Origin of the sequence: uncultured Candidatus Puniceispirillum sp. (assembly GCF_963979125.1) — a bacterium.
GTDB lineage: Bacteria > Pseudomonadota > Alphaproteobacteria > Puniceispirillales > Puniceispirillaceae > Puniceispirillum.
Genome location: NZ_CAXBVX010000006.1, coordinates 17,981 through 30,879, shown reverse-complemented (window position 1 = coordinate 30,879; position 12,899 = coordinate 17,981). Strand labels below are relative to the sequence as shown.

Annotated in this window: 12 protein-coding genes; 3 read left to right on the top strand and 9 right to left on the bottom strand. The window is 48.5% G+C overall.

All coding sequences use genetic code 11. The features are described from left to right. Positions 1-7: 7 nt before the first annotated feature. Genes ntrC through dusB form a run of 3 tightly spaced genes read right to left on the bottom strand, consistent with a single transcriptional unit; the run spans position 8 to position 3,610 of the window. Positions 8-1,447: a nitrogen regulation protein NR(I) gene (ntrC, locus tag ABNT28_RS01630; RefSeq protein ID WP_332924801.1), complete on the bottom strand. Its 1,440-nt coding sequence runs from the start codon at positions 1,445-1,447 to the stop codon at positions 8-10. Next, entirely contained in the window at positions 1,447-2,619 is a 1,173-nt protein-coding gene (locus ABNT28_RS01625) for an ATP-binding protein (RefSeq protein WP_348720905.1), read from the bottom strand. The genes ntrC and ABNT28_RS01625 overlap by 1 nt, the downstream gene beginning before the upstream one ends. Before the next feature lie 4 nt (positions 2,620-2,623). Further along, positions 2,624-3,610: a tRNA dihydrouridine synthase DusB gene (gene dusB, locus ABNT28_RS01620; protein WP_332925064.1), complete on the bottom strand. Its 987-nt coding sequence runs from the start codon at positions 3,608-3,610 to the stop codon at positions 2,624-2,626. A gap of 151 nt (positions 3,611-3,761) precedes the next feature. On the opposite strand from dusB, the gene ispF reads away from it, so the two are divergent. Genes ispF through ABNT28_RS01605 form a run of 3 tightly spaced genes read left to right on the top strand, consistent with a single transcriptional unit; the run spans position 3,762 to position 6,084 of the window. Next, positions 3,762-5,102, top strand: coding sequence for a 2-C-methyl-D-erythritol 2,4-cyclodiphosphate synthase (gene ispF, locus ABNT28_RS01615; protein WP_348720904.1), 1,341 nt, complete (start codon positions 3,762-3,764; stop codon positions 5,100-5,102). Continuing rightward, positions 5,099-5,584: a phosphatidylglycerophosphatase A gene (locus tag ABNT28_RS01610; RefSeq protein WP_332924426.1), complete on the top strand. Its 486-nt coding sequence runs from the start codon at positions 5,099-5,101 to the stop codon at positions 5,582-5,584. The genes ispF and ABNT28_RS01610 overlap by 4 nt, the downstream gene beginning before the upstream one ends. After that, entirely contained in the window at positions 5,581-6,084 is a 504-nt protein-coding gene (locus tag ABNT28_RS01605) for a CinA family protein (protein WP_332924425.1), read from the top strand. Before ABNT28_RS01610 ends, ABNT28_RS01605 begins: the two co-directional genes overlap by 4 nt. A 2-nt stretch (positions 6,085-6,086) precedes the next feature. Here the strand turns inward: ABNT28_RS01605 and ABNT28_RS01600 are convergent, their stop codons facing one another. Genes ABNT28_RS01600 through pdhA form a run of 6 tightly spaced genes read right to left on the bottom strand, consistent with a single transcriptional unit; the run spans position 6,087 to position 12,741 of the window. Next, positions 6,087-6,530: a type II toxin-antitoxin system RatA family toxin gene (locus ABNT28_RS01600; protein WP_332924424.1), complete on the bottom strand. Its 444-nt coding sequence runs from the start codon at positions 6,528-6,530 to the stop codon at positions 6,087-6,089. Continuing rightward, positions 6,530-7,483: a lipoyl synthase gene (gene lipA, locus ABNT28_RS01595; RefSeq protein ID WP_332924423.1), complete on the bottom strand. Its 954-nt coding sequence runs from the start codon at positions 7,481-7,483 to the stop codon at positions 6,530-6,532. Before lipA ends, ABNT28_RS01600 begins: the two co-directional genes overlap by 1 nt. 53 nt (positions 7,484-7,536) lie before the next feature. After that, the gene (gene lpdA / locus ABNT28_RS01590; RefSeq protein WP_332924422.1) at positions 7,537-8,949 is read right to left on the bottom strand and encodes a dihydrolipoyl dehydrogenase; all 1,413 of its coding nucleotides are present in this window, start codon (positions 8,947-8,949) and stop codon (positions 7,537-7,539) included. 35 nt (positions 8,950-8,984) lie between these two features. Then, positions 8,985-10,274 carry a pyruvate dehydrogenase complex dihydrolipoamide acetyltransferase gene (locus tag ABNT28_RS01585; protein WP_332924421.1) on the bottom strand — a complete coding sequence of 430 codons (1,290 nt, stop codon included), beginning with the start codon at positions 10,272-10,274 and terminating at the stop codon, positions 8,985-8,987. A 2-nt stretch (positions 10,275-10,276) separates the two neighbouring features. Then, positions 10,277-11,668 (bottom strand): pyruvate dehydrogenase complex E1 component subunit beta, encoded by a 1,392-nt coding sequence (locus tag ABNT28_RS01580; RefSeq protein ID WP_332924420.1) that lies wholly within the window; start codon positions 11,666-11,668, stop codon positions 10,277-10,279. 2 nt (positions 11,669-11,670) lie between these two features. Beyond that, complete coding sequence (gene pdhA, locus ABNT28_RS01575; protein WP_332924419.1) at positions 11,671-12,741, bottom strand: pyruvate dehydrogenase (acetyl-transferring) E1 component subunit alpha; 1,071 nt, start codon at positions 12,739-12,741, stop codon at positions 11,671-11,673. Between the last annotated feature and the right edge of the window lie 158 nt (positions 12,742-12,899).

The following is a 12,899-nucleotide window of genomic DNA, read 5'->3' as shown; positions in this document are numbered from 1 at the left end:
TAGCACGTCATCGTCCCGCCGTAATACCAAGTTCTTTGATTTTTTTGCGAAGCGTATTTCGGTTCATACCCAGAATGTCAGCCGCCTTGACCTGATTGCCCCGTGTAATTTCTAACGTTGCCGTAATAAGAGGCAATTCAACTTCGCGCATAATGCGTCCATGCAACCCGGGAGCAGGTAATCCCCCTTTCAAAGCATCAAAATAGCGCCTTATATGCGCATCAACTGACTGCGATATATTATCGCTTTCATTTTGGTCTTCTTCAGCTTTATCCTGTTGCGATAATTCCGTGGCCACGGCGTCAACATCAATGACATCCTCATTGTGAAGCACAAGAAGCCTGTGCACCATATTTTCTAATTCGCGCACATTTCCAGGCCAGTACCATGTTTTTAGCAATCTCTTCGCATCCGTTGAAAACACCTTGCTCGGCAACCCATTTTCCGCAGACTTGGCCAAGAAATGATTAACAAGCGGCGTTATATCTTCTAGGCGGTCACGTAAAGGCGGTAACCGCAAAGGCACAACATTCAAACGGTAGAAAAGATCCTCACGGAACAACCCTTGATCCATTAGATGCTGCAAATTCTTATTGGTCGCTGCAATAATCCGCACGTTTGATTTTACCGGTATCGTCGATCCAGACGGCACATAGGTGCCATCTTGCAAAACCCGCAACAGGCGCGTTTGTGTCTCTAGCGGCATATCACCCACTTCATCAAGAAACAAAGTACCACCATCAGCCTGTTCAAAACGACCTGGGTTGATCATGCTGACAATGGCCGATTTGTTTTCAACACCGAACAATTCGGCATCAACCTTATCATGTGGGATTGTGGCCAGATTCACAGTGACAAAAGGATGTTGGCGCCGATCACCAAGGTCATGAACAGCTTTGGCGACAAGCTCCTTACCAGTGCCACTCTCTCCGGTAATCAGAACTGTCAGATCCGTGCTGACAACACGCGCAACCGCCTTGAAAATATCCTGCATCGACCGTGAACGACCAACAAGCGGGCCTCCGTCTTCAAGCTGCGGTAACATGTCTCTTGTTGGGGCATCCGAAGACCCAGAAATAACCAAAAATGCCCGTGCGACAACATCAACTAGATTTCGTAACTCAAAGGGTTTTGGCAAATATTCAAAAACACCAATCTGCTGAGCTTTAACCGCCGTAAGCAAAGTTGACCGCGCGCTCATGACAATCACTGGTAAATCTGGCCGTTTTTCTTTTATGCGAGGCAACAAATCCAATGCATCGCCATCTGGCAAAGCAACATCGGTTATCAGAATGTCTCCTTTGCCAGCTTCAATTAATTTCCATAGTCCAGACGCATTGCCACTGGAATGCACCGTATAGCCTTGACGTGCCAGTGCTTGCTGAACAACTAGCCGAACTGACTTATCATCCTCAGCTACCAGAATATGTTTCTGCTTCGCATCCATTATAAGGCCGTTTCTTCATTCTTGGGTGCACGCTTAGTCTGTTGCGCCGTGGTTGCAGGGAAATTCAGACGGAACACAGTTTCTCCGGTTACGGTTTCAACTTCCATCAATCCTCCATGATCCGCAATAACGCTTGCCACCATCGCCAGACCAAGGCCGCTTCCCCCTACGCGCCCCGAAACAAAAGGATCAAATAAATGATCACGAATATCTTCGGGTATGCCTCTACCATTATCAATCACCTCGACTTGTATCGGCACATGCAATTGTTCCGCTATCGACGTTATCGAAAGACGACGCCCAGGCGCATATGATGTTTTGATAATTAATTCACCATTTTTATCAGTGGCTTCAGATGCATTCTTAATTATATTAATAAATGCTTGAATCAATAAATCGCGATGCCCTTCAACAAAGGGCAAAGATGGATCATAAGCCCGTTTAATGCTAAGATGCGCACCATATGAAGCGGCCGCCAGTTCCAGACAATGATCAAGCACTTCATGAATATTAACCGTCGTCATGACCACACTTGCCCCGCCAGCAAACCCTTCCATTCGATCCAGCAAGGCTGTAACGCGATCGGTTTCCTCGACAATCATTCGTGTCAGGTTAGTTTCATTGGCTTCGAGATCGGCTTCCAGTAACTGTGCTGCCCCTTTGATACCGGCCAAGGGATTTTTGACTTCATGCGCTAGCATCGCCGCCATTGACGTCACTGATCGGGCAGCGCCACGAAACAATGATTGACCGCGTAACCGTTCAGCTAACGCACGTTCCTGCATTGTAACCAGCAAAGACCCTTTTCCATCAAAAGGCGTGATTTGAACATTGACCAACTTATAGCCTACCCTTGGCCCTGCCAGTTCAAGCCCTTGGTCGGCAACTGAACGGTTCTGATTTCGGGCTCGTATTAACATGGAAAACAGAGGGGAGTCAGCGGCAATAAAGCTCTGCAATGCTTGGGCAAACACTATTGACTGGCTGGACTGAAAAAACATTTCAGCCGCATGGTTTAAAAACTGAAACTGATTTTCACTATCTAGAACAAACACCGGATTGGGCAAACTTGCCAGAATTTGGCTTGCCGCTAAGTTATCCGGCAAATGCCTAAAAATATTTTTGATCCCGACATCATCATCGCTTTTCAGATTACTGACCTTATCTGACATATGTTTAAGCCGCCTCTTGTTCGATAAGAGCGCCAAAAAATTCATCAACCGCAGCAAAAACCACTGCGCTATCAGTCGTGTTGTTGGCTATATCACGTAATTCTGCTGATCCAGGTAATCCATGCGCATACCAAGCTATATGTTTACGGGCAAGGCGCATCGCGGCTGAACCATAATGCGAAATCATGTCGTCAAGATGCGCCAACATGAACTGGTGCCGTTTGGCTATGCTGGGATCTGGACGAATATTTTTCTTGTTCAATAAATCACCTGCCTGCGCTAAAAACCACGGCCTACCTTGCGCGCCTCGTCCAATCATTACGCCTGCGGCATTGCTGTGATGCATTGCCATACGCACATCACCAAGCGTGCGAATATCACCGTTAGCTATGACCGGAATTGACACCGCTGCAACAACATCGCCTATTTTCTTCCAGTCGGCATTACCTGTGTACATCTGACAGCGCGTGCGCCCATGGACGGCAACCATGCGGATCCCCACATCTTCAGCTATCTTTGCCAGTCGCGGTGCGTTAAGTGAGTTATCATCCCAACCCAACCGCATTTTCAGTGTCACCGGAACATCAACCGCCTTCACTACCGCGTCAAGGATTGCTGCCGCATGATGCTCATCACGCATCAATGCTGAACCGGACTGTTTTCCTGTTACCTTTTTGGCTGGGCATCCCATATTAATATCAATGACATTTGCCCCAAGGTCAGCACTGATTTTGGCAGCATCAGCCATAACAGACGGCTCCCAACCAGCTAATTGGATTGAAAGCGGGGCTTCGGTAGCAACTTCGGTTTTTAATTTACGCATTTCGGTTTTGACTTCGGCCAGCATTGCCGCGCTGGCAATCATTTCAGTGACAACAAGACCTCCACCAGCACGGCGCACCGCACGGCGAAATGGCCAATCAGTCACGCCTGACATGGGTGCCAGAACGACAGCATGCGGCAAATCTATATCACATAGCTGAACAGCCAATTACGTCTCCATCGGCACCATTGCCAAAGCAATCTGCCTTAATTTTAAGCATATTGAAAAAGTCGCCTAAAAAATAAGCATCGCCAGATCATGTTTATCTTGATCCTAGCGGTAAAGCAAGCAATCGCATGTCATCAGCTCCCATATCAGCATGTCCTTTGATAAATCAGAAAAAGGCATGGACAAGCAGGGTAGCTTTGATGATAAAAGCCTTGTTATGTCTGAGTATGCGCACAAATCAAATTCCCCAGTTGTTGCCGCCATTATTGTGGCGGCTGGCACCGGACAGCGTATGGCCAACAATAAAGCAACACATGGGAATCATATTCCTAAACAATTTCGTCAATTGGGTGATAAGCCAGTGATCTGCTGGTCACTTGATGCATTCGCCAAGCACCCAAATGTAAACGCTATCATCCTTGTTGTTGGCAAGGGACAGGAAGACCAAGCACAAGCCATCACAAACCAGCATCTTGGCAGTGATGCAAAAATAGTCACCATTGTCACTGGCGGCGCAAGCCGTATGCACTCTGTAGGCAACGGCTTAGCCGCGCTTTTAGCTACTGATTTTGAAGGATTTGTTGCGATACATGACGCCGCACGCCCTCTATTACAGCAAAAAATACTCAATGCGCTAATAGATCAGCTTGCCATGACGCCTGCCCATCAACTGGCTGGTGTTATACCTGTTCTGCCTATTTCTGATAGCATGAAACAGGTCAAAGATGATCTTATTACCAATGTCATTGATCGCGACAAGGTTAGCGCCGCGCAAACGCCACAATTATTCCACTTTCAGGCCATTGCACCACTTTATGTCAATCCAGCACATGAAACCGCCACCGATGACGCAAGCATTGCAATGGCTGCTGGGTTGAATGTAGCAACCATCAGCGGCGCACGATCACTTATGAAGTTGACCTATGAGGAAGATTTCACAATTCTGGAGTCCCTCTCCCGCCTTGATGGAAACGGACAGAATACTGGATCGATGATGGATATTCGACTTGGCAACGGCTTTGATGTGCATAGGTTCGGCGACATGCCTGGCCCCATTACCCTATGCGGCATTTCGGTAGAAAGCGAATATGGTCTCACCGCGCATTCAGATGGTGATGTTGGTCTTCATGCTTTGTGCGATGCGCTATTCGGGGCTTTGGCCGATGGTGATATTGGATCACATTTCCCGCCAAGTGATGACAAATGGAAAGATGCTGATAGCGCAACGTTTTTAAGCTATGCAGTTGATCGATGCCACAAAGCTGGCGCGTCAATCATGCATCTTGATCTGACATTGATATGTGAATATCCGAAAATCACCCCTCATCGTGATGCTATGCGCGTTCGTATAGCCGAAATCACTGGTCTTGAAATAGGACGTATTGCCGTCAAAGCGACAACATCCGAAGGCTTGGGCTTTACAGGACGTCGTGAAGGTATAGCCGCCCAAGCAACCGCCAGCATCTGCTATAACGTTGCTGTTTCATCATGAGCAGGAACAACCTTTGGCATCAATTAGCCACGTTAGGCCCAATTGGGCATCTTCGCCCAGCGCCCGGAACATGGGGATCGCTTGCGGGCGTCATTAGCGGTGTCGCTTTCATGCAGATATCTGCTTATCTACTTGAGTTTGCACTGCTGATTATCATTTTCGTTGGGATTAAAGCCGCCAATATCTATTGTCGAGATACCGGAAAAAAAGATGCTCCCGAAGTCATCATAGACGAGGTAGCCGGACAATGGATACCACTTCTTGTAATCCCGACTGATCTTAACTGGCCTGCATATTGCGCATGGATAGCCATAGCCTTTGTTCTGTTCAGGTTTTTCGATATTACCAAGCTTGGCCCTATAGGTATGGCCGAAAAGATCGCTGGTGGCACAGGTGTAATGGCGGATGACCTTGTGGCTGGCGTTTTTGCAGGGGCAATAATCCTAGCGATCTATCATCTCTTGCAGGGGGCAGGACTATGAGCGCCAACGCAACCGATATTAAAGCGCATGCCAGCGCCATCATTAAGACGGCAAAAGTGAAAGAAGTTATGATTTCACTTGCCGAGTCCTGTACTGGTGGAATGGTTGCCGCCAGCCTGACCGATATTGCTGGCTCGTCAGCCGTTTTTGATCGAGGCTTTGTAACCTACAGCAATGATGCCAAAATCGATATGCTTGACGTTTCACGTGAAACACTTGAAATGCATGGTGCTGTATCATCCGAAACAGCCATCGAAATGGTAAATGGTGTTCTAAGCCATGCGCCAAAATCCATCATTGCTATATCCATTACGGGCATAGCTGGCCCAGGCGGTGGCAGTGTTGATAAACCAGTCGGGCTTGTCTATTTTGGCGTTCAAACACGCGACAAGCCAGCACAATCATTGAAACATCTGTTTAACGGAGATCGTGACAGCATCCGAAAAGACGCCTTACAATACGCTTTAGAAACGATTCTTAAATTACTGAATAATATATAAATCTATATAATTTTCTTATTATAAAGTTCGTCAGCACGCGTTTCAAATGCACGCACCATACGGCGCACAGCCTCAGTAAATAATGTTTCGATAACCGATTGCAAAAGGCGGGAATTAAATTCGAACTCAACATAAAAGTCGATTTCGCATCCGTCTTCATGCAGTAGGAACCGCCAATTATTTGTAAGATGTTTGAATGGCCCTTCGGCATAGCGGACATTGATTTCAAACTTATTAGAATCAAATTCCACAAAGGATGTGAAGGTCTCGCGGAACATATTAAAGCCAATGATCAGATCGGCCGTGAGCTCACTTTCATTTTGTGATTTCACACGCGCGGCGAGACACCATGGCAGGAATTGAGGATATTTCTGCACATCAAGAACCAACGCATAAAGCTGTTCAGGGGTGTGTGGCACCACCCGTTTTTCAGCATGAACAGTCATTAGGCTGAGGCAAGCGAGGCGTTTCGGGCGCTTTGCAAGGCTGCAAAATCTGCATCGGCGTGATAGGACGAACGGGTAAGTGGTGTGGATGACATAAGAAGAAACCCTTTTGCTTTACCCTGCTTTGCATAGCGCGCAAATGTCTCTGGCTCAACAAACCGATCAAGCTGGGCATGTTTTGGTGTTGGCTGTAGGTATTGACCTATAGTCATAAAGTCAACATCGGCACTTCGCAGATCATCCATAATCTGCCCAACTTCTTCGTCTGTTTCGCCAAGCCCAACCATGATGCCTGACTTGGTGAAGATTGTCCCGTCTATTTGCTTTACCTTTTGCAGTGTAGAAAGCGAATGAAAATATCGCGCACCAGGACGTATCGTTGGATACAGCCGGGGAACTGTTTCCATATTATGATTGAAAACATCAGGACGGGCTTCGGCAACAATTTCTAATGCCCCATCCTTACGCAGAAAATCAGGCGTCAGAACTTCAATCGTTGTGCCAGGTGACGCAGTGCGGATCGCCGTTATGGTCTGTGCAAAATGCGTAGCCCCGCCATCGTCAAGATCATCACGGTCAACCGAGGTAATCACCACATGCTGCAAACCTAGCTTGGCGACAGCCGCAGCCACGTTCTCGGGTTCATGCGGATCCAGCAAATCAGGTCGCCCCGTGGCGACATTGCAAAAAGCACACGCGCGTGTACATACCGAACCCAAAATCATCATTGTTGCATGCTTTTGCGCCCAGCATTCACCTATATTTGGACAGGCAGCCTCTTCGCATACAGTCACCAAATTCAAATCACGCATCAAAGCGCGTGTTTCCTGATATTCAGCTGAAACAGGTGCTTTTACACGCAACCATTCGGGACGCCGCGGTTGAGGGCGATCTTCGTTGCGGCGCTTTTCTGGATGCCGTGCAGCACCTTTCGTGTGATTGACTTGAGGCATAAGACCTACCTTACATGCATATTTTAATAGTGGCCAATGTGATAACTTCTACCCTACATGTGGATAGCGCGGCCATAAGCGTCAAGGACTGACTCATGCATCGCTTCAGAAAGCGTTGGATGTGGGAAGATCGTTTGCATCAATTCCGCCTCGGTGGCTTCTAATGTACGCGCGATTGCATAGCCCTGAATCAGTTCGGTCACTTCGGGGCCAACCATATGTGCACCCAGCAACTCACCTGTCTTATTGTCAAAGATTGTCTTGATAAGCCCCTGATCATCACCCATCGCAATTGCCTTGCCGTTGCCAACAAACGGAAAGCGTCCAACCTTGATTTTATGGCCAGCCTCTTTGGCCGCCGCTTCGGTCATGCCAACTGACGCCACCTGTGGGCGGCAATAGGTACAGCCTGGCACTGCCCCTGCGCCAATCGCATGCACATCTTTTTCACCAGCGATCTTTTCAACGCAGATAATCCCTTCATGACTGGCCTTATGCGCCAGCCAAGGTGGGCCCGTCACATCACCAATCGCATAGACACCGTCCTCGCCAGTTTCCGCCCATTGATTCGTCGTAATATGACCACGATCAACTTTGACTTTGGTGTTGTCCAGACCCAAATTTTCGGTATTACCGATAATACCAACCGCCAGAATGGCACGATCAGCTGTCACGGCATCTTGCGCGCCATCAAATGTGGCGGTAACACGTTTACCATCACTTTCTAACGACGCCATCTTGACGCCCGTTATCACCTTCATGCCACGTTTGACAAAGGCCTTTTGCACAATCGCCGAAATTTCTGGATCTTCAACCGGCAGGATGCGATCCATTGCCTCGACCAAGGTCACCGCAACGCCCATATCATGATAGAAAGACGCAAATTCAGAACCAATCGCGCCCGAACCAATGATGATGAGCGATTTTGGCATCGTCTCAGGCACCATCGCCTCTTTATAGGTCAGAATGGTTGTGCCATCGGGCGTAATATCCGGCAATGACCGCGCCCGTGCCCCAGTGGCGATAATCACATGTTTGGCTTCAAGTGATGTGCCATCTGCCAAGGTAACTGCTCGCATTGCGCCCTTTTTAACGCCAATCTTGGCTTCGTCTTTAAACACTGTGACCTTATTCTTCTTAAGAAGATGCGACACCCCCATCGACAGGCGGTCAGCCACCTTGCGTGAACGTTTAACCACTTTTGGCAGATCGATACTGACTTCACCCGATATGGTGATGCCAAATTCTTTCATCTCATCGATCGAATGGCGTAATTCAGCCGCCCGCAACAATGCCTTGGTCGGAATACAGCCCCAATTCAGACAGACACCACCAAGATGCTCACGCTCAACGACAGCTGCTTTCATGCCAAGTTGAGACGCGCGGATCGCCGCAACATAACCACCTGGCCCACCACCAATTACTATAATATCAAACGTCTTATTGTCAGATTTTATTTCAGCCATATTAATACCTTAAATCATACGTTTAGTGATAGACATTACAGCAACATCGTAACTGGGTTTTCGATAAAGCCTTTAAAGGCCTGAAGCCATGTAGCACCAACCGCACCATCAACCGCACGGTGATCGCATGACAAGGTCACACTCATCATCGTCGCCACGCTCAAATTCCCATCAATCACAACCGGGCGTTGCTCGCCTGCTCCAACTGCTAGGATCGCACCTTGTGGCGGATTAATCACCGCTGCAAATTCACGCACCCCAAACATGCCAAGATTGGAAATGGTAAAGCTACCACCGGTAAATTCTTCGGCCGCCAGCTTGCCATCGCGTGCCCGCGTTGCCAGATCACGGCTAATTGTCGATAGTTCAGACAGGCCTTTGCTTTCGGCTGCCCAAATCACCGGCGTGACCAATCCGCCATCAACCGCCACCGCCATACAAATATCGGCATTTTGGAACATGCGTGTGTTGTCGCCTTCCCATGACGCATTCGCCGCTGGCACCTTGATTAAGGCCATTGCCGCCGCACGGATCACCATGTCATTGACCGAAATCTTTATACCCTCATCGGCCATTTCGTTCATGGTTTTGCGTGATTCCAGCAACGTATCGATATTACAATCAACTGTGAGATAGAAATGCGGGGCTGTCTGTTTGGATTCCTGCAAGCGTGATGCGATAATCTTGCGCATTTGATTGTTAGGCAGCAATGTACTGACACCTTGTTCGTCAACGCCTTTGGTCACCATTGGTGATGCTGTTACCCCCGTCATTGATACCGAAGCAGACGCCCCCTCGACATCACGTCGTAAAATACGGCCATGCGGACCACTGCCCGTCAAACTACCAAGATCAACACCTTTATCCGCCGCTATGCGCCGTGCCAACGGACTGGCAAAAATACGTGCATCAGAAGATTGAGTTGGGGTAGCTTGTGTCGGCTTTGAAACAGATACGGGGGTTGGGGTTGGGGTCGGTGCTTCTGCGGCAGGTGCATCTTGAACCGCTACTTTGTCTTCATCCACAACAGAGGCAGGCGCGGCAGGTTGCGGCGTTGCCGATGCAAAAGCGGCAACATCTTCACCATCTTCGGCAAGCCTTGCGATGACAGTCCCTACAGGTACATTTTCAGTCCCATCAGCCACAGCGATTTGCGCCATTTTACCATCATCAACCGCTTCAACTTCCATTGTCGCCTTATCGGTTTCAATTTCGGCAATCACATCTCCCGAACGCACATCATCACCAACAGCCACCATCCATTTTGATAATGTGCCAACTTCCATTGTTGGTGACAGAGCTGGCATTTTGATTTCAACAGCCATGATTAAGCTCCTTTGAAGCCTTCGCATGTGGCAACAGCCGTCGCAACGACGTCATCCACCTGCGGAAGGGCAAGTTTTTCAAGGTTAGCAGCATATGGCATCGGTACATCCTTACCCGTCACACGGGCAATCGGGGCATCAAGCCAGTCAAAGGCCTGTTCCATGACCTGCATAGCCAGTTCCGAGCCGATACCAGCAAACGGAAATCCCTCTTCACAGGTCACAAGCCGCGATGTTTTCTTGACTGAAGTAACGATCGTATCGATATCCAGCGGACGGATTGTCCGCAGGTCAACAACCTCGGCACTGATGCCCATCTCAGCCAGCGTATCAGCCGCCTGTAAAGCGCGTCCGACCATGATCGAAAAGGCAACCAAGGTAACATCACTGCCTTCGCGAACAATTTTTGCCTTACCAATTGGCACCGTCCAATCATCATCGTCCGGCACCTCAAATGACTGGCCATACATGACCTCATTTTCAAGAAAAATCACTGGGTTTGGATCGCGGATAGCAGATTTAAGCAACCCTTTAGCATCAGCCGCAGACCAAGGTGACACCACCTTTAATCCCGGACAATGGGCATACCAGCTTGCGTAACATTGTGAATGCTGGGCGGCAACGCGACTGGCGGCACCGTTTGGTCCCCGAAACACGATTGGACATCCCATCTGACCACCCGACATATATAATGTTTTGGCTGCAGAATTGATAATCTGGTCAATTGCCTGCATGGCGAAATTGAAAGTCATGAATTCGATGACCGGACGCAATTCACCAAAAGCAGCGCCAACACCAAGACCAGCAAAGCCCTGTTCGGTGATCGGCGTATCAATTACCCTACGGGCACCAAATTCATCAAGAAGACCCTGAGTTACTTTATAGGCACCCTGATATTCGGCAACTTCTTCACCCATGACAAATACATTGGCGTCACGGCGCATTTCCTCGGCCATAGCATCGCGAAGGGATTCACGCACGGTGATCGACGTTGATGCACCTGTCCATTCGGTTTCGGCCATAATCGTGGGAGCAGCAGGTGCGATTGATGATACAGAAGCAGTCTCGGCTGTGGCCGCATCAGATGGCGCGCTGGCTGAGGGCGTTTCAGCCGATGTTGATCTGTTTGTTGGCGTAGCATCAGCCGCATCACCATCTTCAAGCAAAATAGCGATAGGCGCATTCACAGCTACATTTTCAGTACCCGCGGCAACCAGTATCTTGCCAAGTTTTCCATCATCTACTGCTTCGACTTCCATCGTCGCTTTATCTGTTTCAATCTCGGCAATCACGTCGCCAGAGCGCACATCAGCACCTTCATCAACAAGCCATTTGGCCAATGTTCCCGATTCCATTGTCGGCGACAAAGCAGGCATTTTAATTTCAATAGCCATGATTACGCCTCCGCCGCGTCAGTGTTTTCGGATGGTAATGGTAACAATATGTCGGTGAATAACTCGGACGAGTCAGGTTCAGGACTTGTCTGTGCAAATTCAGTTGCCTCAGTCACAATGGCCTTTACCTCTGCATCAATGGACTTCAAGTCTTCATCCTTTATATCCTGATTCTGCAAAATTTCGCGAAGCTGATCGATCGGATCATGTTGCTTACGCATGGTATCGACCTCTTCCCTAGTCCGGTATTTTGCCGGATCAGACATCGAATGACCTCGATAACGATAGGTTTTCATTTCAAGAATATATGGACCTTTGCCTGAGCGGCAATGTTCAAGCGCATCAAGTGCTGCTACGCGGACAGCAAGCACATCCATGCCATCAACCTGCTTGCCTGGAATACCATAGGCCATGCCTCGATCAGCCAATGACCGCCCAGCCGCCGCACGGGTAACTGCTGTACCCATTCCATATTGGTTGTTTTCAATTATGAATAAACATGGCAGATCCCATAAAGCAGCCATGTTGAAACTTTCATAAACCTGTCCCTGATTGACAGCGCCATCTCCCAGATAGGTCATACAGACATTTTTTTGGCTTTTATATTTGTGCGAAAAAGCAAGACCAACGCCAATCGGCACCTGCGCACCGACAATACCGTGACCACCAAAAAAATTCTTTTCGCGGCTGAACATGTGCATCGAGCCACCTTTACCGCGAGAATATCCACCCTCTCGACCTGTCAATTCAGCCATAACGCCGCCAGCTTCCATTCCGCAAGCAAGCATGTGACCATGGTCACGATATGACGTCACCACTGTGTCACCTTCAACCGAAGCAGATTGTAAACCAACAACAACAGCTTCCTGACCAATATAAAGGTGACAGAAACCACCTATCTGGCCCATGCCATACATTTGGCCGGCTTTTTCCTCAAAGCGCCTAATCAGCAGCATATCGCGAAACATCTTCACAAGTTCGTCCTTAGCTGGCATGTCGTTAACACCAGTTCCAACTGACTTGGGAGGCCTTCCCGGGCCTTTCTTGCGTTTGCTTTCGGTCTTCGTCGCCATTTTTAGCTCCATCCTGTTGGTCGCAGTTACCCCGCTACCGCCATGCACGTGACAAATCCGTCACGCAATTGCAATATGCACTAAGATTTAGCTAAAATAGATTTTTTGCAACTATTTTATTTCATTGATTTTATTGTATTTTATTTAAATAAACCAAT

What these genes read in the sequence shown, in the direction of transcription:
- ABNT28_RS01610 (WP_332924426.1), top strand. Translation starts at nt 5,099, where the DNA reads ATGAGCAGGAACAACCTTTGGCATCAATTAGCCACGTTAGGCCCAATT.
- ntrC (WP_332924801.1), bottom strand. Translation starts at nt 1,447, where the DNA reads ATGGATGCGAAGCAGAAACATATTCTGGTAGCTGAGGATGATAAGTCA.
- lpdA (WP_332924422.1), bottom strand. Translation starts at nt 8,949, where the DNA reads ATGGCTGAAATAAAATCTGACAATAAGACGTTTGATATTATAGTAATT.
- ABNT28_RS01600 (WP_332924424.1), bottom strand. Translation starts at nt 6,530, where the DNA reads ATGACTGTTCATGCTGAAAAACGGGTGGTGCCACACACCCCTGAACAG.
- lipA (WP_332924423.1), bottom strand. Translation starts at nt 7,483, where the DNA reads ATGCCTCAAGTCAATCACACGAAAGGTGCTGCACGGCATCCAGAAAAG.
- ABNT28_RS01585 (WP_332924421.1), bottom strand. Translation starts at nt 10,274, where the DNA reads ATGGCTGTTGAAATCAAAATGCCAGCTCTGTCACCAACAATGGAAGTT.
- ABNT28_RS01605 (WP_332924425.1), top strand. Translation starts at nt 5,581, where the DNA reads ATGAGCGCCAACGCAACCGATATTAAAGCGCATGCCAGCGCCATCATT.
- ispF (WP_348720904.1), top strand. Translation starts at nt 3,762, where the DNA reads ATGTCCTTTGATAAATCAGAAAAAGGCATGGACAAGCAGGGTAGCTTT.
- pdhA (WP_332924419.1), bottom strand. Translation starts at nt 12,741, where the DNA reads ATGGCGACGAAGACCGAAAGCAAACGCAAGAAAGGCCCGGGAAGGCCT.
- ABNT28_RS01580 (WP_332924420.1), bottom strand. Translation starts at nt 11,668, where the DNA reads ATGGCTATTGAAATTAAAATGCCTGCTTTGTCGCCGACAATGGAATCG.
- ABNT28_RS01625 (WP_348720905.1), bottom strand. Translation starts at nt 2,619, where the DNA reads ATGTCAGATAAGGTCAGTAATCTGAAAAGCGATGATGATGTCGGGATC.